The 25,919-nt window shown below is 40.1% G+C and carries 20 protein-coding genes; 9 read left to right on the forward strand and 11 right to left on the reverse strand.

Translation table 11 applies throughout. From position 1 onward, the window contains the following. Window positions 1-481: 481 nt before the first annotated feature. The 5 genes from HGR01_RS17120 (at window position 482) to dnaN (ending at window position 6,118) form a co-directional block, all read left to right on the forward strand. Window positions 482-1,537, forward strand: a complete 1,056-nt coding sequence (locus tag HGR01_RS17120) for a permease (RefSeq protein WP_045869795.1) — start codon at window positions 482-484, stop codon at window positions 1,535-1,537. Between the two features lie 270 nt (window positions 1,538-1,807). Beyond that, window positions 1,808-2,584: a TIGR03943 family putative permease subunit gene (locus tag HGR01_RS17125; RefSeq protein ID WP_045869794.1), complete on the forward strand. Its 777-nt coding sequence runs from the start codon at window positions 1,808-1,810 to the stop codon at window positions 2,582-2,584. Between the two features lie 22 nt (window positions 2,585-2,606). After that, window positions 2,607-4,100 carry an Ig-like domain-containing protein gene (locus HGR01_RS17130; RefSeq protein WP_045869793.1) on the forward strand — a complete coding sequence of 498 codons (1,494 nt, stop codon included), beginning with the start codon at window positions 2,607-2,609 and terminating at the stop codon, window positions 4,098-4,100. A 152-nt stretch (window positions 4,101-4,252) separates the two neighbouring features. Next, window positions 4,253-4,765: a translation initiation factor IF-3 gene (gene infC, locus HGR01_RS17135; protein WP_081583981.1), complete on the forward strand. Its 513-nt coding sequence runs from the start codon at window positions 4,253-4,255 to the stop codon at window positions 4,763-4,765. Between the two features lie 201 nt (window positions 4,766-4,966). Continuing rightward, a complete protein-coding gene (gene dnaN / locus HGR01_RS17140) occupies window positions 4,967-6,118 on the forward strand; it encodes a DNA polymerase III subunit beta (protein WP_045869792.1) in 1,152 nt (383 codons plus the stop codon). A 468-nt stretch (window positions 6,119-6,586) separates the two neighbouring features. Here the strand turns inward: dnaN and HGR01_RS17145 are convergent, their stop codons facing one another. The 5 genes from HGR01_RS17145 to HGR01_RS17165 form a co-directional block, all read right to left on the reverse strand. Next, a complete protein-coding gene (locus HGR01_RS17145) occupies window positions 6,587-9,904 on the reverse strand; it encodes a GAF domain-containing protein (protein ID WP_045869791.1) in 3,318 nt (1,105 codons plus the stop codon). A 437-nt stretch (window positions 9,905-10,341) separates the two neighbouring features. Continuing rightward, on the reverse strand, window positions 10,342-11,514 hold the full coding sequence (locus HGR01_RS17150) for a TRC40/GET3/ArsA family transport-energizing ATPase (RefSeq protein WP_045869790.1): 1,173 nt from the start codon (window positions 11,512-11,514) through the stop codon (window positions 10,342-10,344). A 208-nt stretch (window positions 11,515-11,722) separates the two neighbouring features. Continuing rightward, entirely contained in the window at window positions 11,723-12,115 is a 393-nt protein-coding gene (locus HGR01_RS17155) for a DUF2358 domain-containing protein (protein ID WP_045869789.1), read from the reverse strand. Between the two features lie 92 nt (window positions 12,116-12,207). Then, window positions 12,208-12,777 carry a hypothetical protein gene (locus tag HGR01_RS17160; protein WP_045869788.1) on the reverse strand — a complete coding sequence of 190 codons (570 nt, stop codon included), beginning with the start codon at window positions 12,775-12,777 and terminating at the stop codon, window positions 12,208-12,210. Window positions 12,778-12,930: 153 nt separating this feature from the next. Then, the gene (locus tag HGR01_RS17165) at window positions 12,931-14,325 is read right to left on the reverse strand and encodes a serine/threonine protein kinase (protein WP_052335150.1); all 1,395 of its coding nucleotides are present in this window, start codon (window positions 14,323-14,325) and stop codon (window positions 12,931-12,933) included. A gap of 459 nt (window positions 14,326-14,784) precedes the next feature. On the opposite strand from HGR01_RS17165, the gene HGR01_RS17170 reads away from it, so the two are divergent. The 3 genes from HGR01_RS17170 to HGR01_RS17180 all read left to right on the forward strand — a co-directional run bounded on the left by HGR01_RS17170 (window position 14,785) and on the right by HGR01_RS17180 (window position 18,933). Then, complete coding sequence (locus tag HGR01_RS17170) at window positions 14,785-16,362, forward strand: ammonium transporter (protein ID WP_052335149.1); 1,578 nt, start codon at window positions 14,785-14,787, stop codon at window positions 16,360-16,362. A 244-nt stretch (window positions 16,363-16,606) separates the two neighbouring features. Further along, on the forward strand, window positions 16,607-17,896 hold the full coding sequence (locus HGR01_RS17175; protein WP_045869787.1) for a metallophosphoesterase: 1,290 nt from the start codon (window positions 16,607-16,609) through the stop codon (window positions 17,894-17,896). 62 nt (window positions 17,897-17,958) lie between these two features. Next, window positions 17,959-18,933, forward strand: coding sequence for an NB-ARC domain-containing protein (locus HGR01_RS17180; RefSeq protein ID WP_255325201.1), 975 nt, complete (start codon window positions 17,959-17,961; stop codon window positions 18,931-18,933). Window positions 18,934-18,958: 25 nt separating this feature from the next. Here the strand turns inward: HGR01_RS17180 and HGR01_RS17185 are convergent, their stop codons facing one another. Then, the gene (locus HGR01_RS17185; RefSeq protein WP_052335148.1) at window positions 18,959-20,377 is read right to left on the reverse strand and encodes a serine/threonine-protein kinase; all 1,419 of its coding nucleotides are present in this window, start codon (window positions 20,375-20,377) and stop codon (window positions 18,959-18,961) included. A 587-nt stretch (window positions 20,378-20,964) separates the two neighbouring features. Between HGR01_RS17185 and HGR01_RS17190 the strand changes: the two genes are divergently transcribed. Then, window positions 20,965-22,512 (forward strand): ammonium transporter, encoded by a 1,548-nt coding sequence (locus tag HGR01_RS17190; protein WP_052335147.1) that lies wholly within the window; start codon window positions 20,965-20,967, stop codon window positions 22,510-22,512. A gap of 113 nt (window positions 22,513-22,625) precedes the next feature. Here the strand turns inward: HGR01_RS17190 and psb34 are convergent, their stop codons facing one another. From psb34 to HGR01_RS17220, 5 genes are all read right to left on the reverse strand, one after another. Beyond that, window positions 22,626-22,796, reverse strand: coding sequence for a photosystem II assembly protein Psb34 (psb34, locus tag HGR01_RS17195; protein ID WP_155539156.1), 171 nt, complete (start codon window positions 22,794-22,796; stop codon window positions 22,626-22,628). Window positions 22,797-22,847: 51 nt separating this feature from the next. Next, window positions 22,848-23,012 carry an alpha/beta hydrolase gene (locus HGR01_RS17200; protein WP_155539154.1) on the reverse strand — a complete coding sequence of 55 codons (165 nt, stop codon included), beginning with the start codon at window positions 23,010-23,012 and terminating at the stop codon, window positions 22,848-22,850. An 11-nt stretch (window positions 23,013-23,023) separates the two neighbouring features. Next, a complete protein-coding gene (gene thiO / locus HGR01_RS41810) occupies window positions 23,024-25,000 on the reverse strand; it encodes a glycine oxidase ThiO (protein ID WP_045869785.1) in 1,977 nt (658 codons plus the stop codon). 111 nt (window positions 25,001-25,111) lie between these two features. After that, on the reverse strand, window positions 25,112-25,477 hold the full coding sequence (locus tag HGR01_RS17215; protein ID WP_045869784.1) for a hypothetical protein: 366 nt from the start codon (window positions 25,475-25,477) through the stop codon (window positions 25,112-25,114). 220 nt (window positions 25,478-25,697) lie between these two features. After that, window positions 25,698-25,904, reverse strand: a complete 207-nt coding sequence (locus HGR01_RS17220; protein ID WP_096621615.1) for a hypothetical protein — start codon at window positions 25,902-25,904, stop codon at window positions 25,698-25,700. Window positions 25,905-25,919: the final 15 nt, after the last annotated feature.

Here is a 25,919-nt window from a genome sequence, read left to right on the forward strand (position 1 = left end):
CTAAGTAATCTTCGCTGAGTACTATGCAACTTCAGAAATTCCAGCGTACCTGACAGTCAAAAATGTTGCCTGAACTGTACAAACCCCTAAAGCAATTGCTATTAATTGCGATCCCCAATTGTTTAAATACTGTAAACTCTTGATAAAAATCTGCCCAAGACAACACACCAACCTGCTAAATTGCATTAACTATAAACATAGCCAATTAAATGTAGTACATTAAGTGATTACTCGAGAATATTGGAACCATAGATCGGGTTTGATATTCTTACATAGTAGTCAGCATCCGTAAATACACTCAAGTAAACATAAGTATCTTCAAAGTAACAGTTGCTTTCTAACGCTGAAGCGTTAATATAAATCCCATATCAACTTTTGACTAAAATGAGCTTAAATTGTCCCGATCTGCTTTTGATCCCCATTCCGATAGAATGACTAGGCATAACCTAAAAACTCCAAACTGCTTTTGACTGCGAGGCCCATGAATCAACTGAACAATGGTTTCACTATTTTTCTGAGTCTGCTAGTCGAGGCGATTCCTTTTTTGCTTCTGGGAGTTTTATTCTCCAGCTTGTTGCTATTTTTTGTAGATGAGCGCAAACTGGTCGAAAAAATGCCCAAAAATCCCATACTGGGAGCTTTATTTGGTAGTACAATCGGCTTTTTGTTTCCGGTATGTGAGTGCGGTAATGTGCCAGTGGCGCGGCGCTTACTTATGCAGGGAGTTCCGACACCAGTGGCAATTGGTTTTCTCCTAGCAGCACCGACAATTAACCCGATAGTTATTTGGTCAACTTGGACAGCATTTCGCGATCAGCCAGAAATCGTGGTGTTACGAGTCGTATTTTCTTTATTGATCGCCACAATTATCGGTATTGTATTCAGCTTTCAAAAAGACTTGAGTCCGATTGTACAACCTGCGATCGCACGTTACCTCAAGTTTAATCCTCCCGCACAGCCAGAAGTGAACAAGCGTGGTAGACGTTCTCCACCACAACAAAACAACACAGGTTCTAGTTTGTTAAAATCTGGAACCTATTTATTAGGTGGAAAAGCGGGTATGACTACTCGCATAGATAGTAATTTAATGCCAGAAACTCCAGCATTATCTAATAGCAATAAACCTCTACCAGATAAACTGCGGTTGTTATTAGATAACATTATCCAAGAATTGCGCGAGTTAGGCGCAGTGATGGTGTTAGGTAGTGCGATCGCAGCTGCTATTCAAGTACTAGCACCAAGAGAAATTATCCTTGGTCTGGGTGCTGGCCCGATTACTTCAATTGTGGCAATGTTGGTATTAGCAGCAGCTGTGTCAATTTGCTCCACAGTAGATTCTTTCTTTGCGCTGTCTTTTGCTTCTACTTTTACTAGTGGTTCCCTGCTAGCTTTTCTTGTCTTTGGCCCCATGATTGACATTAAAGGTGTGGGGTTGATGTTATCAATCTTTAAAGCTAAAGCTTTATTTTATCTATTTGCTCTAGCAGGACTATTAACATTTCTGTTCACCTTGTTTTTGAATTTACACGTCATGTAAATAAATTAGTCAAGAGTCCAATGTCAAAAATTTCATCAAATTGGGCATGGGGCATTGGGCATTGGGCATTGAAAACAATTTTCAATTTTGGATTTTAGATTGGAATCCAAAATCGCAAATCTAAAATCTAAAATTCTCCCTGCTGCATCCCTTGATGGGTGTAGTCAATCTAAAATCCGTCTTGGAAAGTTTGCTCAACGGGGGGAACCCCCGCACGCAACTTTCCGCAAAATCGCAAATCTAAAATTGCTTGACCCTTGACCATTTCCCATGAATTCCAACCCAAATCCTACAGTTAAACTCCGAAATTTATTAATGCCTTGGCTGGATGTATTAGCAATTACAGCTTGGGGAATTTTAATTCTCAAATACTGGGCTACAGGCAAACTTAACTTATTGATTCACCCCGATTACTTCTGGTTAGCAATTGCGGGTGGTATCGCTTTACAAATTGTCGGTTTCTTAAAAGCTGGGCAACTGTTGCGGCGACGGCGACGAGATAATGTTACCAACGCTATGCACCTAAATATATTTCCCCCTGGATGGGGAAGTGCTTTGCTGTTGACAGCAGCCATTTTGGGTTTCATCATTACACCGCAAGTCTTTGCTAGTGACAAAGCCCTGCAACGAGGTATCACCGTTGATTCCTTGGGAACTACACGTGTCAAACCCCAAGCATTTCGCGCTACTGTTCGCCCAGAAGAGCGATCGCTTGTGGACTGGGTTCGCACGCTCAATGTTTATCCAGAACCAGATGCATATACTGGTCAAAAAGCCAAGGTACAAGGATTTGTCATTCACCCACCAGATTTAGGGAAAGAATATATTTTCTTAGCAAGATTTATCCTCACCTGCTGCGCTGCAGATGCCTACCCAGCTGGTTTGCCAGTGAAATTAGCAGACCCTAACAATCAGTACCCAGCTGATACCTGGTTAGAAGTAGAAGGGCAAATGATCACAGAAACTCTCTCTGGTAAACGCCAACTAACTATCGCGGCTAGTTCTGTGAAAACGATTCCGCAACCCAAAAATCCTTATGTTTATTGACATTTGACCCTTGCTCTGAAACATGACTACATCCAAAGCATTCATTCAACCACTGGATCGCGTCGCGATCGCACTGATGCTGCTAATCAGTTTGCTAATTGGGTTAATCATCTGGCAAGGTGATGCCGTCAAGCCGAAAGTGCGAACTTTTACCTGGCAGAATCAGCAAATTGGCTCAGAAGATGTTTCCTTCACCCTCACCTTTAGCCGCCCAATGGATATCAAAAGTGTAGAGGATAACTTAAAAATTGAGCCGCCCCTGGCTGGGAAAATAAGTTGGGCAGGGCGGCGGATGGTTTATACACTTTTGACACCAGCACCCTATGGCACGAATTATAAAGTCCAATTACAAGGAGCAAAAGATAAATTTGCTTCCCAAGAAAGTAGTAACAGGCTAGTCCAGCCGTTTACAGGTGCATTTCGTACCCGCGATCGCGCCATTATTTATATAGGAGTTAATCCTGAAGAAAAGGGGCGGTTAATTCTCTACAACTTAACCCAAGAGCAAAAAAAGGTACTCACCCCTAAAGATTTAGTTGTCATGGACTTTGAGCCATTTCCCAATGGGGAGAAAATTCTATTTTCGGCTCGTACTACCAATGACCAAGATTTACTTTCGGCCCAACTTTACACAGTCACAACAGGAATTGCTAGCCAAGCGGATCAAGAACCAGAATCACCCGGCAGAGTTGACTTAGTTTTAGATAATAAAACCTATCAAAACCTTAAATTTGACTTATCGCCAGACGGAGAAACGATTGTTATCCAGCGCGGAAACAAATCTAATCCTGGTGACTTTGGGCTGTGGGTAATGCCTACAACCACTAAATCTGGAGAAAAACCCACTGCTAAACCCTTAAAAAGCCAGCCTGGGGGAGATTTTATGATTACCCCTGATAGTAAAGCTGTAGCAGTTGCCCAAGGCGCAGGAGCAGCAATTTTACCTATAGAAGGGGATGCGACTAAACCTTTAGATTTTCTGCCGCAGTTTGGGTTAGTTCAAGCTTTTTCCAAAGATGGCTCGCAAGCAGCAATGGTCAAATTCAATACAGATTACACCAGAGATTTATTTTTGGTGACTAACCAAGGTACTCAAAAACCCTTGTTAAAAACCACAGGTTCAATTCTCAATTGCCAATTTGATCCGTCTTCCCCAACCCTTTACTGCTTGCTCACACAGTTGGTTTCCAAAGAACAATACATAGAACAACCCTATGTAGTAGCAATTGATCTGAAAACCGCACAACAAAAACCCCTATTAGTGTTGCCCATCGCCCAGCGAAATGTACACATGAATTTATCGCCTGATGGTTTAGGTTTATTATTTGACCAAGTAGTAGCCCAGGAAGTTAATGCACCATTATCAGGCAATACTTTAAAAACTGATGATGGCGAAGCGATCGCCACTAGTGACCTATGGTTAATGCCGTTATTACCAATCGCTGACACTACTACTGCGGATATCAAGCCCGAAAAGCTTCCCCTCAACGGATTCGATCCATATTGGCTACCTTAAAGGAGCTAGAGGTTAGGCTTTGTGTGAACTGCGAGATAATTCTACACATTTGATATGTGTGGTTATGTAACCAAGTAAGAAAGTATGGGTTTACCACATCTTAGTTCTTAGTGAGGTTGTGTTACATTAGCAGTACTTGCACTTGCAAAGTATTGAAAAACAGAGAGGAAACCATTATCGCAGTCCAAAAGCAACTAATTAACTCACAAATCAAGGCACCTCAAGTCTTCTTGATTGACCATGAAAATAACAATCGCGGTTTAGTAGATACATCTGAAGCTCTACAAATAGCGCAGAGTGTAGAGCTTGACCTAGTTTTAGTTTCCGAGGGCAAAGACGCTCCAGTTGCCAAGATACTTAACTATGGCAAGCTTCAGTATCAAAAGAAAAAGCGTCAAGGACAGAGTGCTAGGCCAACAGTCAAGGAAGTTAGACTCCGCCCAAATGTTGGTGTCGCTGATTACAACTTACGCATTCAGCAAGCACTAACATGGTTGAGTAAAGGCGATTCAGTGAAGTTTGCCATTCGTTTACGAGGCCGAGAAAATCAATATCGTGACAAAGCTGGAGAACTATTAGAACGCATTGTCAGCGATTTGAGTGAAGTAGGTAAAGTTCAATCACTCGATAAACGTTCGCTGATTGCTCAAGTTATTCCTGCGTAGACTACGCGTACTAAAGCGTTTGTCAAATTCTTTGATTAACTGATAAATAATTGATCGCTTGCCGTTCTTGCTAGTCAGGGACGGTTTTAAATTGTGTTTTACCAATCTACCTGGCAGTTTTAGAATCAAAGCTGCTTGGTAATCATGTACTAAAAATATTTCTAGAGTGGTACTATAGACACTCACAAGCTGAATCTCACCATGAAATTAGTTTGCGCCCAAAGCGACCTTAGTACAAATCTTTCACTTGTTAGCCGTGCTGTACCCTCACGTCCGACACATCCCATACTTGCTAACGTACTGCTACAAGCAGATGCACAAACTAACCAAGTAAGCCTCACCGCCTTCGATCTCAGCTTGGGTATCCGCACTAGCTTTAATGCTGAGGTATGGGAAGGAGGCGCGATCGCACTTCCTGCCAAAATTCTGGTAGACATCACCTCCCGTCTACCAGAGGGAGAAATTACTCTAGACGATGAATCAGTAACCTCTGGCGGAGAAGGTATAATTATGACGCTCACACCCAAGAGTGGACATTACCAAGTACGGGCAATGGGGGCGGAAGAGTTTCCCGAATTACCGATTATTGAAGATACTGAACCACTGCAATTAACAGCTGCGGCGTTAATTGAGGGATTAAAAGGCTCATTATTTGCTACCAGTGGTGATGAAACTAAGCAGGTACTCACCGGAGTTCATCTGACAGTTAAACAAGATACCTTAGAATTTGCTGCTACTGATGGACATCGGTTAGCAGTAGTAGAAACTACTAATGAACGTCCAATTGAAGGTAGTAGCCAGCTAGAAGTCACAGTACCAGCTAGAGCCTTACGCGAACTCCAGCGGATGTTACCTCATAGTTCCTCTGATGATGAGCCTGTGGCTTTATATTTGGATCAAGGTCAAGTGGTGTTTGCTTGGAAAAATCAACGCCTCACTAGCCGCACATTAGAAGGTCAATATCCAGCTTATCGGCAACTGATACCGCGTCAATTTGAGCGACAGGTAACTATTGATCGCAGACAATTCTTAAGCACTCTAGAACGAATTGCCGTACTAGCCGATCAAAAGAATAATATTGTGAAAGTTAGCATTGATAGCTCTCAGCAAGAAATTACTTTATCTTGTGAAGCTCAAGATGTAGGTAGCGGTAGAGAATCCATGCCAGCACAGATATCCGGAGAAAATATAGATATTGCTTTTAATATCAAATATCTCATGGAAGGATTGAAAGAATTGCCGGCTTCCGAAGTGCAAATGCATCTCAATCAGAGCTTAACGCCAGTGATTTTTACACCGCTAGGTGGTTTGAAAATGACCTATTTAGCTATGCCAGTGCAGTTGAGAAATTAATCTCAAGTCCAGCTAATTACTTATGATATGGTTGGTCTTGTTGGTAATTGGGAATTGGTAAACTGTATTTTTCTTTCCCATTACCCATTACCAACCTTCACAGATATGATAAGTGTTCAACCGGACATAATATAACAGGTATTTTCAAAAAATTTAAATTCAAATCTAGTAGGGTGTGTTGTCACGCAGTGCAACGCACTAAAGCACTATTAATAATACAAGGTGCGTTAGCCTACGGCGTAACACACCCTACTGGACTGACACAGCTCATTTGGTGCAATAGAAAAAATTCATTTCATCCGCGTTTATCGGCACGGCAGTTGCTTCTCCCAAGGGGAGACGCTACGCGAACAAGTCGGGGAACCCGTCCAACGCACTGCCTTGTTTATCTGCGGTTCATTTCATCAAATCTAATGCCTCATTTTAGGCGTGTCAGTCCACTACCAAAATACCTTTTATTAATCAATTCTAAATATGATGATGGCTATTTTGATCAATAGGAATTTCAATCCAGAACTCTGTACCTAAACCTGCCTGAGATTCACAATTAAATATGCCACCATGTTTATCTACAACAATCTTATAACTAATTGATAATCCTAAACCAGTACCCTTTCCTACTGGCTTAGTAGTAAAAAAGGGATCACAAATTCGGGATCTTAAAGCTTCTGGGATTCCAGGGCCATTGTCAACAATGCGAATTACTACACTTTTAATATTGCCCTTCATTTCGCCAATAGACGTGTAGATAGTAATTAGTCCCTTATCTGGTTTGGATATTGATTCACGTTCATCCTCTAGAGCATCGATCGCATTGTTCAAGACATTCATAAATACCTGATTCAATTGTCCGGCGTAACACTCTATTAAGGGTAAATCGCTGTACTTTTTGACTATCTCAATCGCAGATTTGTCTGGTTTTGCTTTCAGGCGATGTTGCAAAATTAGCAGAGTATTATCAATACCTTCATGAATATTAACCGCTTTCATTTCCGCCTCATCGAGGCGAGAGAAATTCCTTAAACCTAAGACAATTTGACGGATGCGATCAATGCCTACTTTCATGGAAGAGAGGGTTTTGGGCAAATCTGCTATGATGAATTCTAAATCAATCTCTTCAGCCCTCTCCTGCATCTCAGGGCTAAGATTTGAGACTTGCTGTTGATAGAGTTGCAACATACTGAGTAAATCTTCAGCATATTGGCTGACGTGGAGCAAGTTACCAGAAATAAAGTTGACAGGGTTATTAATTTCATGGGCGACACCTGCAACTAGTTGTCCTAGTGAGGACATCTTCTCAGTTTGAATGAGTTGGGTTTGGGTTTCTTGTAACTCGTGCAGGGCTTGAGTTAGTTGTTCTGTTTGCTGCTGCGTTTGCAACAGTAAATCAACTTGTTGCAGTGCTACCCCCAGCTGATTGGCAATTTGGGCTAAAAATTGAATTTCTGAGAGTTCCCAGTGGCGGGGTGCAGAGTTTTGATAAGCCGCTAGTAAACCCCAAAGTTTTTGCCCAATAAAAATAGGTGCGATCGCATAGGCTTTAACTTGATACAGCTCTAAACACTCAATATGACATTCACTATGCCCTACCTGATAGATGTCATTGACTGCAAAGGTTTCATTGTAGCGATATCGTCCGCCTTGGGTTTCTTGCAAATAAGTATCTTGCCAAAATGAGGGGATGGTTCCACCTACTAGCTTTTCCCAACCTGCAACAACAAACTCAGCAATAAATTCACCACTCCAATCTGGGAGAAATTGGTAAACAGCTACCCTATCTGTTTGTAACGATTGGCAAATTTCTTGAGTCGCAGTTTGAAAAATAGCATTGAGGTCGAGGGATTCGCGGATTTTTGTGACAACTTCAAACAAGACTCGTTGTTGTTCGGCTGCTTGTCGCAAAACTATTGCTTGTTGCTGTGTTTGAGTCAGTAACTCAGCCTGCTGGAGTGCTACTCCTAGTTGCGCTGCTATCTGACTGAGAAAGTTCACTTCCGATTCTAGCCATTGACGAGGGCCAGAATGTTGATAAGTCGCTAGTAAACCCCAAAGTTTTTGTCCTAAAAAGATAGGTGCAAGTACAAAAGCGTAAATTTGATACTCTTCTAAATTGTCAACATGACACTGAGTAAAACCTTGATGGTAAATGTTATCTACCGCAAATGTTTCGTTAAAGCGGTAGCGTCCTCCTTGTGTATCTTGTAAAAAGGTGTCATTCCAAATTGTATTTACTCCGAGTTTGGAAGCACTTGACCAGTGGGGGCTAGCAACTTCAAAATCCCCAACAAATTCACCACCCCAATCAGCATCAAAGCGGTAAATAGAAACGCGATCCGCTTTAATTAATTGACAAACTTCTTTAGTCGTAATTTGAAAAATAGTTTTAGTATCAAGAGACTCGCGAATTTTGGCAATCACACCAAACACGGTCTGTTGTTGTTCCGATGCTTTTTTGAGTTCAACTGTGCGCTTTCTAACTTGTTTTTCTAAGCTACTATTGAAAGCTTCTACCTGTTGGTATAGTTCATATTGCTGAATTGCTGAAGCAAAATGTTTACCAATTTCTCTGGCTATTTCTATTTCTTCAACAGTCCATTTTTGCACTTGTGCTGTTTTAGTTTCGCGCCAGACATCAAAAGATAAACGTGGGTAAGTTTGCCTTTGATCGGAATCCAATCTTCCCGCCCATAAGGTTTCTGTATCTATTTCATCGCGGAAAATACTTAAATAACCTACTAATTCTTGACGATATTCTAGTGGAATCATCAAAATACTGCGAACTTTTGTAGATTGAAAAGCAATTTGTACAGTTAATAGATGAGGTGCTTGATATATGTCTGAAATTGCCCAGACATCATATTTTCCAGATGCATAGTGTTCTTGCCAGACATTATATTGCTCTATGAGCGGATACACATTTGGTTGTGGCATCACAGGTTGCTGTCCGCAAATATAAAGCCTGACACAATCACTTCCTGGAATTAAACATTCTGCAAAGGGCTTAAAGCTACTATTTTGGAAATTAAAAGCATTATGTCTGAGACAAAGCCGACCACCAGAACCTCCGAAGGCAGCAACAGCTTCTTCTAAAGCTGGCTGTAATACAATTGTGGGCAATGAATGCAGTAAAGTTGCAATGCGGTTAATACTAGCTTCCCGTTCGGCTTTGTTATGGGCTTGGGTGAGGAGATTACTTTGAGCGATCGCTACTGATAATTGATCTACTACCATCTGTACAGCTTCTAGTTCCTGCTTGCCAACCCCAAAGCTGGCGGAGTGGTGCGATACCAACAAACCCCAAAGTTGATCTTGATGTAAAATTGGCGCTGCTAGAGAACACTCCACTCCCATCGCTTTTAAGTATTTGAGATGGCAAGAATCTACAGTGCGATAATAGATGTCTTCTGCGATCGCTTCTCCTGATTCCAAAAGAGTTAAAAAGCTGTGACCAATCTGCTGCTTCTCGACATCAACAATAGAACGCACTCGTGACTTAACAAACAGTTCTCTAGCATAAAGCGGTATATCATCCGCCGGAAAATTTAGCCCCAAAAGAGAGGGTAGCCTATCTTGATAAATTGATTCAGCAATTACCTGACCGCTACCATCGCCATGAAACTTGTAAATCATTACCCTATCAGTACTCAGTAGCGATCGCACTTCCGTTGTTGTCGTTTTGAGGATTTCTTCCAAATTTAAGGTGCGACGAATACGGTCTGTGATGCGGCGTAATAAACCTTCTTGCTCAAGGTTTACCCGTGAGTCTGGTTTGGCGATCGGAGTCATTGCTTTTACTTAAATAATTTTTCGGTCAGAAAAAAAACTAAAAATTAAAAAATATCTATATCTGAAAATATTATTAAATTTATTGTTTCATGTGTCTTCAGTAAAACTACTGGCTAATAATTGTTGATAAATTAGATTTAAATTTAAAAAAACATCATATTTTTTTATAGTAAAAATATGATGTTTACTGCACTTTTAATCCAATTTATTGCTGCTAGTTACGATTTATCAAAGTGTGGTATATTTAAAAGATTATTAAAAATTGTAGAGAATAAAAATCATTAATAACATGGGGCTATTAAGCCTTTATCAAAAATTATACTTATCTATAGTGTAAGAAGATACATGTTAAATACTTAATCAAGAGAATTGTGCTTAAAAACGCTTAACAATATTTAATTCTGCTGATAGAGCCAGCAGAATTAAACTTTTACATATTAGGCAAAGCGGATTTTTAGATAATCTTCATCCATTTTTGCACCTGAGGGTTGGAGCGCTGCCAGCGCTTGTGGCAACACTAAATTACGGCGGTGGTTACCAATCGTAATATTTAGTTCATCTCCACTTTTGCTGAGTTGAACTTGATTTTTAGGAATCCCCGGTAAATACAGTTCTAAACTGTATTGGTTATTTTCTTGAACAACTCTAATAGTTGTTTCTTTGTGATAAACCTGTGTGGGATCTTCATCCTGATAAAGGGTATCCTTCAATCTTTCTAAGGCTGCTAGACCACACATTTCTTCTGAGAATAGGGGTATTTCCTTGATAGGTAAAGGGTGAAAGTCGTCATAAATTTGCTGACGATATTGCTGCTGATTTTCTTTCCAACGTTGAAAAAATGGATCTTTGACTTCGGGAGGAATGATGCGATTAGCTACTACTAAATCGGTGGCAACATTATATAAACTCAGATAGGCATGAGCCCGCAAAGACTCTTTAATTACCATTTTTTCAGGGTTAGTAACTAAGCGTACTGAAGTTTGAGTGTTGTCCGTTAATACTTTCTCCAGAGCTTCAATTTGTTCATAAAACTCATAAGGAGCATCCATCACCTCTTTATCTGGTAGCGAAAAACCAGCAATTGGTCGAAATAGAGGTTCAACCAAAGGGCGAAGTGCAACAGAGATATTTTGGAAGGGTTTGTAAAAACGGCGCATATACCAACCACCGACTTCCGGTAAACTCAGCAGTCGCAATGCTGTACCTGTAGGAGCAGAATCGATAATCAAGACCTCAAAATCGCCTTCATCATAATGGCGTTTCATTCTTACCAAGCCAAAAATCTCATCCATGCCTGGTAAAATGGCTAATTCTTCTGCTTGTACCCCTTCTAAACCCCTAGCTTGTAAAACTTGGGTAATGTAACGCTTCACAGAACCCCAGTTTCCTTCTAGTTCTTGTAGTGCATCTAGTTCCGCACCCCACAAATTTGGGCGAATTGCTTTTGGTGCGTGTCCCAATTCCAGATCAAAGCTATCCGCTAGGGAGTGGGCGGGATCTGTACTCAACACAAGTGTGCGGTAGCCCAATTCTGCACAACGGAGTCCAGTGGCCGCTGCTACAGAGGTTTTGCCAACGCCACCCTTGCCTGTCATTAAAATTACCCGCATGAATGATTTTTTCCTGCCTGAGAATTGTTTACATTTATTTACCTATCTCTATTATCGACTGTTTGCAGGGAATAAATGCTGTTGCTGCACATCCAGGGGCCTAAAGTTGCCAAACATGGCTTTGGAGGATCATCCAGCTTGGTGGGAATAATGGCTGCGATCGCTGATCTGGAGATTTGGACTTGTCCACAACATTTGAATGAGCAGCTTACTTAGCAGTTTTTAAAGCAAATAAATGTTGCTTCATGACATCCAAGCGCGAACAGTTCCAATAATCAATGTGGGAAACAATCAAACCTTCAGAGTTAAGACGTAATTCACTCCAGCCGGAAATAGATATTCTTGGTTTCCACGGTAAGGGGCTATTCCAGCTAAGTGTCCACTCTGTTTTAATGGTGTTTCCCAGAGATTGGATATCATGTAAATCCATTTTGGGGTTTAAAAACGCAACCTTAATGAAATTAATCATCAGCTTATAGCGTTCTACACCACGAAATTTAAACACAGCATCTTGAAAATAAACATCTGGAGCATAAATGCTGTAAGTTTGATTCACTGGGAATCTTTGATAGTCTTCTTTGAGAAGTGAAATTATGTCCATAGATTGAAAAGGCTAAAGTATAAAAATGAAAAAACAAAACTAGATTTAAAAGTTAAGTTTTTAACCAGTTATTCATTTTGAATTTTGAATTTCTATGCTTCTATTTGATGCCACCAGCGTTCTAATTGATATTGCCATACAGCTAGTACTTGTTCCCGTGCTTCTGGGGTTTGCTCAATTTCTCCTAACAATCCTTCTGTATAGAAACGTTCCAGATTTTGCATGGTTGAGTGTAGGGATTGTCCTTGCTGTTTTGCAGCCAAAATAATTTGTCGAATGCGGCTTTCAATTAGTCGATTGAAGACATCATTTAATCCAGTTTCATAAAGAGATGTGAGTTTAGCGATCGCACTAGACAAATCCTCTGTTAGCAAAGTGCTGCTATTATGCTGAAATACTCCCCACACTACACCTTCATATAAAGCGTAGCGAACCTCTTGGGTGTCATCAAAGTTAGCTTCTAGAAACTGTTCTAAAAATTGTTGGGCTGCTTCTAATGGCACAATGGGCAATAGTACCCGCAACCAGGTATTATCTTCAGCGAGTAGCACCAACAACCGAAAACTCTCAGTTTCTACTTGCCATGATCCAGGTGCGATCGCACTCACTGCTGCTTTACCAAATAATTCTGCCAGCGTCCCCGCTATTTCTTCAGGTTTCATAGGTAATTTTTTTGTATATACCTAGGGTAACGCTTTCAGGTATCAAGAGGAGCGGGCATCTTGCCCACCCCACAAGAGTTATAGGATCATTTTTTTACCTTATGTATCTACAATCTACAGGAAAAATATTTATCATCCAAAAAAACATGATTTTTATTGAGCTTGGATGACTCTGATCGTTCCCACATAATCAAAATTCTTTTTCAAAATTTCGGTAATTTTATTTTTGAGGCTGGAACTGATTACATTATTATTTACCAATCTAATATAGATATTTAAGTCGCAATTAAATTGTGTGACTTTTAAATCTTGAATTTGCTGGAATTCTAAATCTTGGCTATTCACGACTTTATAATCTTGCAAAATTTGACGTGCATCCCAAGCCAGGGCGCTATCATCGGTTGTACCAGTTTCCTTACGGATTTTACATTTGGGATTTGATGTAGTTGTGGTTGCAGGTGAAGGCTGATTTCCGGGAGTAGGAGGACGGTACGGTGATTTAATCGCTATATATCCCAGCACGGCAACTGATAAAATTACTATCACACCAACAACTTTTTTAAAGCTTAACCACTGTTTAATATGCTTTTGACGTTCTAAATCTTGTTTGATTTCTTCTAGAATCTGCAAAATCTCTGCTGTATTTTGTGGGCGTTTTTGATAATCTAATTCCATAAGTCTATCAATTAAATCTGCAAAGTTTTTGGATATATGTCTGGCACTATTTCTCCAATGTAATATTCCTACATCATCTCTAGAAAATTTGTGAGGATGGGTGCCAGTTAGTAGATGCACAAATGTCCGACCTAAAGCGTAGAAATCTGATTGTGGTACAGCGTTTCCTGCTTCTTGCTCTGGTGCTTGGTAACCACTGCCAATGATGGTTAAATCTGTGGCTGTAGATGCTTGGCTAATTGTTGTGACACTATCTAAATCAATTAAAATTAGCTCTTCCGGTTGATTTCTCAGCATAATATTTGAGGGCTTAATATCTTGATGATAAAACTGTTGTTGATGCAGTCTGCTGATAATAGTTACCAGTTGTTCTAACCATTGAATGGCTTTCTGCTGCGTTAGAGGTAAATTAGTTTTATTACTCAACCATTCTTGTAAATTTTTACCATCAATTTTTTCCATCACCAAGCCGTATGCTGGTGTTAAATTTTTCGGAAAATCAATATGGAAATATCCACCTTTTTGAACTTTTGGTAGCCCGGGCAACCGATGATTGATTAAAAAATCAGCACCTTTGTTAAAGCGAGTAAGTGCTTCTGAATTATAGCTATATAAAACTTTGATAACTTTTAACTGGTTTTTATTGCTAATATCTACAGCATTATATAGCTGACATTCTTTATTTTTACTTTCCTTCAATACATCAATAATTCGATATTTTTCATTCAGCAATAAAGATGCACCACAAGATTGGCAACGACTCTCATCTTTACTTCTTTGAGGATTTTGGCAGTTTGGGTTGATGCATAAGCAATATTCTTTGTTATTAAAATTCTGCTGTTCTGGGTCGCCAAATGAGTTGAAGCTTGCCATTATGCGGGAAATAAAGTAGTAAAAAAATTAAAAAACTTTATAAACAGATATTTACTATTGAATGTTGACGATGTAAAAGCTTGATAATTTTAATTGAATATATCTTGAATAAAAAAAGTTTTTACTTAATTTAACAATTTGAATTTTTTCAACTTATCAATAAAAATTTTATTTGAGTTTAATTACCGCAGTCTGTAGTTATTGGTAGACAAAGTAGGTAGTAACTTTGTGAAGTTTTATCGATACATAAAATTTGGGTTATTAACTGTAACCTTTAATACAAATATTTGATTAATTTACACACCAATGCTTGACTAATGGGTATTGTAAATTATATATTATCACTCTAATTCGGCAAAATATTGTCGAAATTTTTACATTAAAAGTAATTTCCCAAGCGGTATAAATAATTAACAACTTAAATAATCAAGTTGATCTATCAAACTCTTGTTATTTTCTATGCCTCAACCTGAAAGCCAGAAGGCAAGGCGAAAAAAAAGCTTGCTTTTAAAATATGCCTGTTTACTTGTAGTCAGTGCGATCGCACTGATGTGGATATCTAGTGCTACTGCGGCTACTCCTTTTACAGATAATCCAGCAGTTGCGGAAAATACTCAGTGGGTACTATTAACAGGATGCTTAGTGTTCTTTATGAACGCTGGTTTTGCGATGGTTGAATCTGGTTTTTGTCGCAGTGCTAATGCCATCACTGTGCTAGCTAAAAACCTGATTGTATTTGCCATTGCCACCGTAGCTTATTGGGTTTTAGGTTTTGGGTTCATGTTTGGTGATGGGAATGATTTCATCGGTACCAATGGTTTTTTATTACCACCAGACTTGAGTCCTCTAACAGGAAAAGATTATCAAGGAGTTTTCAACTCCTTAAAATGGGCAGCTATTCCACTAACTGCTAAATTTTTCTTTCAATTAACCTTTGCTGGTACTGCTGCAACCATTGTTTCTGGTGCTGTTGCAGAACGAATTAAGTTCTCAGCATTTATCACTTTCAGTTTTTTACTAGTGTTGACTTATTCCATCACTGGTCACTGGATTTGGGGAGGAGGTTTTCTCTACAAGCTGGGTTTTAGAGATTTTGCTGGTTCCACCGTAGTTCACTCAGTTGGCGGCTGGGCTGCTTTGGTGGGAATTTTATTATTACAGCCACGTTTGGGAAAATATAGAAGATTTAACCCAGATGACAAACGCACTTGGCGAGACACAACCTTTTACGGCAAAAAAATCATTTCTATGCCGGCACATAATCTCAGTAGTGCTACTCTGGGTTGCTTTATTCTGTGGCTGGGGTGGTTTGGTTTTAACACTGGATCAACACTAACAGCTAATTCCCAAGCGATCGCTCATGTGCTGTTGGTAACTCTCATTGGTGGTGCAATGGGTGCGATTGGTGCCACTTTTTGGTCTTGGCAGTTTTATGAGAAACCTAGCCTCTCATTCATGGTGAATGGCATCTTAGCAGGTTGTGTGAGTATCACAGCTCCCTGTGCGTTTGTAAATATTCCCAGTGCGGCTTTTATTGGTTTTTGTGGTGGCGTACTGGTTGTGTATGCAGCAATTTTCTTAAATAAATGCCAAATTGACGATCCAGTAGGTGCTGTTCCCGTTCACCTTGTATGTGGAATTTGGGGAACCTTAGCAGTTGGGCTGTTTAGCCAAGATCCTAGCAGTTACAGTTGGTCTAAACAGTTTTTTGGTCTTGATAAAGGTGGTTTATTCTTTGGTGGTGGGGCAAATCTCTTATTGACTCAAATATTTGGGATTGTAGTAGTTGGTGTGTTTACCTTTTTATTCAGTGCGATCGCCTGGATTGGCATTAGCTATTTGATATATGCTGTCTCTGATACCTCTGGCGCGGATTTTAACGTTTCCAAATCTCTCAGAGTGTTCCCTCAAGAAGAAGTTGTAGGTCTCGATAGTTTATTTGCTGAAGGTAATAATATCAAACGCTTAAAACGAGAATATATCCAGGCTCAGAGGCAAAGACGCTCTTGGGAGCGAAAATATAATATTCGCGAATGATCACTACTGCTAGTGGCAAATCCCACAAATGAGTTAGGACTTACGCAACGCTGATAATGTCATTGCGACCGAAACGAAGTGTAGGGAAGCAATAAGAGCGTCAGGGGAGATTACGTCGCTATCGCTCGTAATGACGGATTTACGTTATTTTTGCGTAAGTCCTGTCAGTGATTGTTTCTAAGTGTAGATTATTATAAATAAGTCATAATTATCATCACATTTAGATTAAATCTTCATCCAACGGATGTACATTCTCCATTTGTCCGATCTGCACTTTGGGACTCTCAATGATGCCAAACTCTGGCAAAGTCAGTTGGCACAGGATCTGCGAGGTCTCAAATGCTTGAGTATTGATGCTTTAATTCTCTCTGGTGATATTGCCAACAAATCTACTCCTGAAGAATATGCATCAGCTAAAAATTTTTTAGATAATTTTTGTGAAGAATTTCCCCTCAAGCGTCAGAATGTTGTGATTGTTCCTGGTAATCACGACCTCAACTGGATTCTCTCGGAAGATGCTTACACACTAGTACGACGCAGGAACTATTCAGGTTCGGTAGATAGTAATCGGATTATTGATCAAGGTGGAGATGCGATCGAAGTTAGAGACGAGGAGCAATACAAACACCGATTTGACTATTTCAGTAAATTCTATGAAGATGTCACAGGAGAACCCTATCCTTTAACGGATGATCTCCAAGGCATACTGTATCCTCTTGCAGAGCAAAAAATACTTTTTTTGGGTCTAAATTCGGCATGGGAATTAGATCATTACTACAAACAGCGAGCCAGTATCAATCCCCATGCTCTAAGTAATGCCCTGAAGAAAATTCGCCAAAATTCAGAATACAACAACTGGCGGAAAATTGCTGTTTGGCATCATCCCCTCAACAGCAATTCAGAAGATCGCATTAAAGATCATGGTTTTATGGAACAGTTAGCAGAAGCTGGGTTCCGTCTTGCTTTACATGGTCACATCCATAAAGCAGACAACATTCTCTACCGTTATGATCGCAGTATTGGAGGCAGAAAAATTGAGGTGATTTCTGCGGGCACTTTTGGCGCACATACCAGAGAATTGGTCACAGGTTATCCCTGGCAATATCAGCTGTTGAAGTTAGAGAACGATAAATTAACGGTTTACACCCGCAAACGCGAAGAAGTCAATGGTGCTTGGAAGCCTGATGGCCGATGGACAACAGGAGATGGAGTTACCACTTTGTCGTTCTATGAAATTGATTTGGGCTCTCAGCAAATACCTAAAAACGAGCAACCCATTTTAGAAACTCAACCAGCTGCTTCTGGAACCTTAACAGACTTACAACGACAACGTTTAGAACAGCGACGAGATAGACTTCAGGAAGAATGGCAGCTAACAATAGACAAGTTGGAGCAATTGCGGAAAAATCATGTAATTCAGGCAGACACAGCTGTTAGATTCCAGTTACAGCAACAAATAAAATCTGAGGAAACTCAAATCTCACAGTTAGAGAAAGAGTTGGACGAAATTGAGGAAAAGCTAAAAAAGTCATAGACCCCCAGTTACCCGATCAACCTGAAACTGGGGGTGAACTACAAGTACAAGATGAGGAAGATATACATTATGTTTCGCATTTCTTTGGACGCACACAAGAACTAAACACTCTCCAGCAATGGATTGTGCAGGATAAATGCCGACTCATAGCATTACTGGGAATGGGTGGTATGGGTAAGACTTCTTTGGCGCTAAAGTTAAAAGAACATATTCATGACAATTTTGAGTATGTCATCAGGCGATCGCTAAAAAATGCCCCACCGCTTTCAGAACTTCTGGGATCTTTGCTTAAGATACTCTCGAAGGATGAAAATATAGATATACCAGACAACATCAATATCCGAATAGCCAGACTGATAAATTATTTATCTAGTCATCGCTATTTGTTGTTGCTAGATGATGGAGAGGAAATTTTGCAACCTAGGGAATTAATAGGGCAATATCGGCAAGGATTTGAGGATTATGAGAAGCTATTTAGACAAGTGGGAGAAAGACCTCATCAAAGCTGTTTGTTACTCATCAGTCGTGAAAAGCCTAAAATTATACAATCTTTGGAAGATAATACAAGGTGTGTTAAATCCTTTCAAATACAGGGTTTAGATGAGGAAGCGGCTAAAGAAATTTTTAAAATGAAAGGCTTTTCTGGTTCCGAATCCCGATTGACTGAATTAATTAAACTTTACCAAAGTAATCCTTTCAAACTGAATATAGTTGCTAGAACGATTCAGGAATTATTTGGTGGTAGTGTTACTAATTTTCTAGACCAAGCAACATTAGATTTTAATGATATCTATAATCTTATAGACACTCAATTTCAACGTTTATCAGATTTAGAAAAAGAGATAATGTATAGTCTAGCCTCTGCTGGTCAGCCACTTTTATTAACCGAGTTGCGACAGCAGATTAACAAAAAAGGAATTACAGACGCAATGAAATCTTTGACTGGGCGTGGGTTAGTTGAAAAGACTGAAGGTGAAACACATTTCACTCTTCAGAGAATTGTGATGAAGTACGTTAACAGAAAACTCAGCAGGTAAGTTCAGAAATACAGAAATTCTTCTTTTATTCCATCTGTTCAACTCTGATATTACCAACATAATCAAAGCGGTTCTTAATCATATCCGCAATTGTATTTTTTAGAGTAGAACTGGGTAGACTCTTGTCAGACAAACGTATATATATATTTAAGTCGCAATAATTGAACTGTCTCACATAGAATTGCTGAATCTTACGGATTTCTTCATCTTTGCTGACTGCCCTTTTATCTTGCAAAATTTCAACTACATCCTTGGCTAGTGCGCTATCATGTGGTACCCCTGTTTCCTGACGTATTTTACATTTTGTATTGAATGTAGGCGTTGCTATAGGAGTTTTGGTGGGAGTTGTTGTGGGGGTTAGTGTCTGTATAGAAGGAGTTGGAGCTATTATAGGAGAAACTTCTGGATTAATACTTTTGTAGACTAGAAATGTAAATAATAAAAGCACCACCACCCCAGAAACTTTCTTAAAGGTTAGCAATTGTTTAATTTGTTGTTGAAGTTCTAAATTGCGCTCGATTTGTTCTAAGCGTTGTAAAATTTCTGCTGTATTTTTAGGACGATTATTAGGAGACCAATCCATTAAACTATCGATTAAGTCCGCAAAAGGTTTTGATAATTTTGGCGCAATAGAACGCCAAAGCAATGTTCCATTACGGTTTTGCTCTAATCTATTTGGAGCTTTACCAGTTAACAAATGCACAAATGTCCGCCCCAATGCATAAAAATCAGATTGTGGTATAGCTCTACCTACTCGTTGTTCTGGAGCCATGTAACCATCAGTACCAATTGTAGTGATAGTTTTTCCATCCAAAACAGCTTTAGTAATAGCCCTAACAGCATCAAGGTCAATTAATACTAATTCTTCATTGATATTTTTCACCATAATGTTTGATGGTTTAATATCACGATGAAAAAAGCTTTTTTCATGGAGGTCGCGTAAAATTATTGTCAGTTGTTTCAACCAATTAATTGCTTGTTTTTCAGTTATAGGTAGATGATTTCGATTTTCCAAAAATTGCTCTAAATTCATGCCATCAATCTTCTCCATGACCAAACAATAAGCTAGTGTTTGATTTTTGGGAAACTCAATATGGAAATATCCATCTTTATCTACCTTAGGAATTCCTGAAACCCAGTGATTTATTAAAACATCTGCACCTCTGTTAAATCGGGAGATTACTTCCTCATTATCTGTGTATAAAACTTTAATAACTTTAAGCTTATTGTCATTGTTAATATCGACCGCATCATAAAGCTTACATTCTCTATTTCTGGGTTGAATTAATTTATCGATTACCCGATATCGTCTCTTCAAAAGCAAATCAGAACCACAAGCTTGGCAAGGATGTTCTTTGAAAGGTCTTTTGGGCGATGGGCAATTGAGGTTGATACATAAACAGTGTTGGGGCTCTGGGTAGTCTAATGGGTGAACGCTTTCCATTACTTTGTGAGGGAATTAATTAAGATGAGTTAGTAAAAAAAGTTGCAGATAATTGTGTCAGCACAAATAATCATCACTGGTTTGCAGTGCGCTATCTTGGAAGACAACGCACTACGAGCTAAATACAGAGATTTTACTTTTGGTTACATAGTTTAATTTTTTCTTGCTGACTTACTTAGCTTTTTTATTTTTCTAGTGATTCACTGAAAAATCTCCTACTCAAGACTGAAGATGTCCAGAATTTCAGAGAATTTCTACCCGGGTTAATAGCCGAATTGCAACAGAATGCAGCTACTGACTAATAAGATTGATTTCCCACGGGTACAGCAAGCTAGTAGTGATTTTGTGAAGTTTTATCAGTCCGCTAATAGTGCGAGATTCAATGTAGTTTAAAATACATCTACAAAAAAATAAGCACGTCAAAATATTTACTACTATGTATTTTTGATTATATATTATTGCTCAATCATCACTCAAAACTGGGAAAACATTGTTAAATGTTTTACTTTTAAAATCTCTCTAATACTAGTATAAATAAGTTATACATAAACCCGTGCAGTTTCCTCATTAAAATACTCTGTGTATCTATGCCTCAGCCAGAAAGCCAGAACGCAATACAAAAAAAAAGTCGGCTTTTAAAGTATGCTTACGTACCTGTATTAACTCTCATCATTTTAATGTGCATTTCTAATGCTACTACTGCTCAAACTTCTACACCAGCTAGTCCGACAGTATCTGAAAATACTCAGTGGGTATTATTTACGGGGTGCTTAGTGTTCTTTATGAATGCAGGCTTTGCTATGTTAGAGTCTGGCTTTTGCCGTAGTGCCAATGCCATCACAGTCTTAGCCAAAAACCTGATCGTGTTTGGCATTGCGACCTTAGCCTTTTGGATTTTAGGTTTCGCTTTTATGTTTGGTGATGGGAGTGATTTTATCGGCACTAGTGGTTTTTTTTTAGAGGGTTCAGGCTTCAAGTCATTACAATGGGCAAATATCCCGCTTCCTGCTAAATTTTTCTTTCAGTTAACTTTTGCTGGTACTGCTGCAACTATTGTTTCTGGCGCTGTTGCTGAAAGAATTAAGTTCGCTGCATTTATGGCTTTTAGTTTTTTCTTGGTGTTGAGTTATGCCATCACCGGTCACTGGATTTGGGGAGGAGGTTTTCTTGACAACTTAGGGTTTAGGGATTTTGCAGGCTCAACAGTTGTTCACTCAGTTGGTGGTTGGAGCGCCTTGATGGGATCTGTATTATTAAAGCCACGTTTGGGGAAATATCGGAAGTTGAAACCAAATGAAAAGCGCTCTAAAAAAGATACAAGCTTTTATGGCAAAAAAATTATTTCCATGCCTGCACATAACCTGAGTATTGCTACTCTGGGTTGTTTTATTTTGTGGCTGGGTTGGTATGGTTTTAACGCAGGTTCAACCCTAACAGCCAATTCCGAAGCCATAGCTCATATTCTTTTGGTAACACTCATGGCAGGTGCAACTGGTGGAATTGGTGCTACTTTTTGCGCTTGGCAAGTTTACGAAAAACCTAGTATTTCATTCATGGTGAATGGTATCTTGGCTGGTTGTGTGAGTATTACTGCTGCTTGTGCTTTCGTGAACATCACCAGCGCCGCTGTGATCGGTTTTGTGGGTGGGGCACTAGTTGTTTATGCAACAATTTTATTAGACAAGTTCCAGATTGATGATCCCGTAGGTGCTGTTCCTGTTCATCTGTTTTGTGGAGTCTGGGGAACACTGGCGGTCGGTTTGTTTAGTCGAAACCCAGACAAGTACCTTTGGTCTAAAGAGTATTTTCGTCTTGATCAAGGCGGTTTATTGTTTGGTGGTGGGATAAATCTGTTATTTGCTCAATTAATTGGTATTTTACTCGTGGGTGCTTTTACCGTTGTATTTAGCGCGATCGCCTGGATTGGTATCAGTTATTTCATATATAAGATTTCTGATACTTCTAACTCGGATTTTAAGGTTTTCAAATCTCTGCGAGTTTTACCACAAGAGGAAGTTATCGGTCTAGATAGTTTGTTTGCTGAGGGTAATGATATCCAACAGATGAAGCGAGAATACATTGAAACTCAGAGGCATAAACGTTTTTTGCAGCGCAAGTACAGTATTCGTCGGTAAAAAACTATTGATTTTTATCAATGGAACAAAGACAAAATCAGGTTCCTAGTGAATAGGTAACCTGATACAACAAAAAATTAACTTTTATTAAAATTCTTTGCGTTCAAATGGAGCTACGAAACAGAGAAGGCGACAAAAATTAAGCCACCGACCAATAAAACAGCAGCGATACCTAGAAAAAGGTAGTTTCGCTTTTGCCCTGCATTGGGAGGTTCTGCTGCATAAACCTTTGGTTCACGAGCAAAATTATTAAGAAGACCGCCTTCTTCAGTTGTATAGGGCATGAACTAATTCCTTGTTCTTAGCGTTTGTTTAATTGTTACATAAACTTTATATTACGCCATTTGGCATTTGGTGTTTGGTGTTTGGTAATTGGTAATCGGTAATTGGTAATGGGTAATGGGTAATTGGAATTTACTGTCCCCCTTGTCCCCAGTCCCCAGTCCCCAGTCCCCAGTCCCCAGTCCCCAGTCCCCAGTCCCCAATGCCCCATGCCCCATGCCCCCAATCCCTAACTAATCGTCCCCGTGAGTGGTGAACTAGCGCTGGCGTAATCTTTGATGGGCATTCTACCAGCTAGATAGGCAAGACGACCGGCGACTGCGGCGAGATTCATTGCCTTAGCCATTGCAGCTGGATTTTTCGCAAGTGCGATCGCGCTATTAATTAATAAGGCATCTGCACCTAATTCCATTGCCTGTGCTGCTTCTGAGGGTGCCCCTATACCAGCATCTACTACTACAGGTATGCGAGCGTTTTCAATGATGATTTGAATATTGGCGGTTGTTTTCAATCCTTGTCCCGAACCAATGGGTGATGCTAAAGGCATGACTGTAGCACAACCGACTTCTTCTAAGCGCTTGGCTAACATCGGGTCAGCGTTGATGTAAGGTAGTACAGCAAAGCCTTCTTTAACTAATTGTTCTGCAGCTTGCAATGTGCCGATAGGATCGGGAAGCAAATATTTCGGATCGGGGATCACTTCTAGTTTGACGAAATTATTATCTTCCTGTCCTAATAGTTTCGCCATTTCGCGCCCTAAACGCGCCACCCGAATCGCCTCTTCTGCGGTTTGACAACCTGCGGTATTGGGTAACATCCAAATTTTTTGCCAATCGAGTGCTTCGGCTAAACCTTCATGTCCTGGTGCTTTGGTTTGTACGCGCCGCACAGCGACAGTCACAATTTGGCATTCACTAGCAGCGATACTTTGCTGCATTTCTTCAATGCTGCGGTACTTCCCTGTACCAGTCATGAGGCGAGATTTGAAGGTTTTACCAGCAATCTTCAGTGGTGAGTCTAGATTAGTTAATGCTGAGTTATCTAAAGCAACAATGGCATGATGCCCATTGGAGAAATTAGCCGAGTGAGTGAGCATGGATGTGGAGGTAGATGTTTGAGTGAGAAAACGCGAATAGTTAAAATGAGATAGTAAAGAATCGGATTTTTGTTCTGAGATCAAATCGGCAATTAAAGCTGCGGTGATTGGTGCTAGCAAAATGCCATTGCGATAATGACCAATCGCCAAGGTTAAATTTTTACAGGGGCTAGTTCCCAAAACGGGTAATTCATCTGGAGTAGCGGGGCGAAATCCCCACCAAATTTCTTCGATGGGATAATCCTGTAATTGCGGATACAGGCGAGTAGCTTGTTGGAGTAATTTTTGAATCCCTGCGGGGGTGTTATGGGGAGTAAAACCTACATCTTCGCTAGTCGCGCCAATAATAATTGTGCGGTTCCTTCTCGGAACTATGTAAGTATTTTCACCAAATAAAATCCGTTTTAAAGGTAATTCTGGCACAGTATCCGGCACCCGCACTCTGGCCATTTGCCCTTTAACTGGGCGTACAGGTAGCGGCAATAATTCATTTGCCCAAGCACCTGTAGCTAATACATAATGGGTAGCGCGCATGACTCCAGCGCTAGTTTGCACGCCTAAGACTTTGCCTTGCTGCTGTAACAATCCTTCAACGGTGACCCCATCTTTGAGTTCCACGCCTAAAGATTCAGCTGCAGCCCACAAAACCCTTGCTAAGGCGCGATTGTCAACTTGAGCATCCTCAGGATACCACCAACCACCGACTACTTCTGATGACAATCCGGGCTGATACTGCCCAATTGCAGTTTTATCCAACCAGTAAGCAGGTGATTCCCGCGCCGAAGCTACAGTTGATTTAATGCCTGCCCCGCTCTCTTCATAAACGGGTGCTAAAATTCCACAAGGCCAATAAAGTGTGGATAAGCCAGTTAATTCTTCAAGTTTACGCGTCCAGTCTGAATATAAAGCCCGCGATCGCCAGCATAAATCATACATGGCTGGATCTGAGATGTTTTCCGCATCTGGTGCTAACATCCCAGCCGCCGCATGGCTAGCGGCGGCGTTAAAATCACGGCAAAGCACGGTGACATTTGCCCCGCGCAGTTTCAGTTCCACGGCGATCGCCAAGCCAATAACGCCACCGCCAATAATTAAAATGTCACTAGTCATTAGTCATTAGTCATACATTATTAGCCATTTATTATTAGTACATAACTAATAACTCATAACTAATAACTCATCACTTATAACTTATAACTCGCAACCAATAACTAGCAACCTCTACCACAATGCCCGAATAGGTTGGGAGTTTTCATTTTCACTGGTAGATTGGCTGTCTGTCGATTGGGTGTCTGTTGATTGCGCTTCTGTAGTATTTGTGTCTGAAGAACTTTCTGTCTCTGAGTTTGATTCCTCAGTCGAGTTATTATTTTGGGCAACGCTGCGTTGGCTTTCTGTAGTTGAACCGTTATTTCTGCCCGCAGCTGTGCTATTAACATTAATATTAGCTGGAAGGACTTTTGAGGTTTTACCACCTGGTGGAACGCTAGCGCTTTGTCCGCCCATCGGAAAGTTGATGCCTAGCAATGTACCCAACAATATCGCCAAGCCTCCAGCCATCAGAATTAACGGTGTCCATCTACCCATCTTGTTTTGCTCCTTGTTAACCTTTTGTTGTCCACGAGATTTGAGAAATTACCAAAATCTATCAAATTTTGTTTCTCTGTGATTGATTGCCATAAAACCTCAGTCAGTATGTCAGGCGAAACGCAGGTGTGTTGTAGGAGAATGGGGAGGAAGCGAACACTGCGTTTAATCGCGCCGATTCGCTGCTGATACTTCGCCTTCTACCTTAACTTTACAGCTACTACATCTGCCACAATTCGGTGAGAGCTGATTCGCTAAACACCGCCATTGTAGAGGTCAATACCATATTGCAGCAAAGTTTGTCGTTATTTGGTTCGGCAATGGACACTATTTTACCAAGGCCTGCCAGTAAACCTTGGGGCCAAATCACCTGGTTTGGCGATCGCATACACTCATAACTTTGATTTTGAGTTATTAGTTTGGGCATTGTTGAATTACCAAA

The organism is Tolypothrix sp. PCC 7712 (assembly GCF_025860405.1).
Lineage (GTDB): Bacteria > Cyanobacteriota > Cyanobacteriia > Cyanobacteriales > Nostocaceae > Aulosira > Aulosira diplosiphon.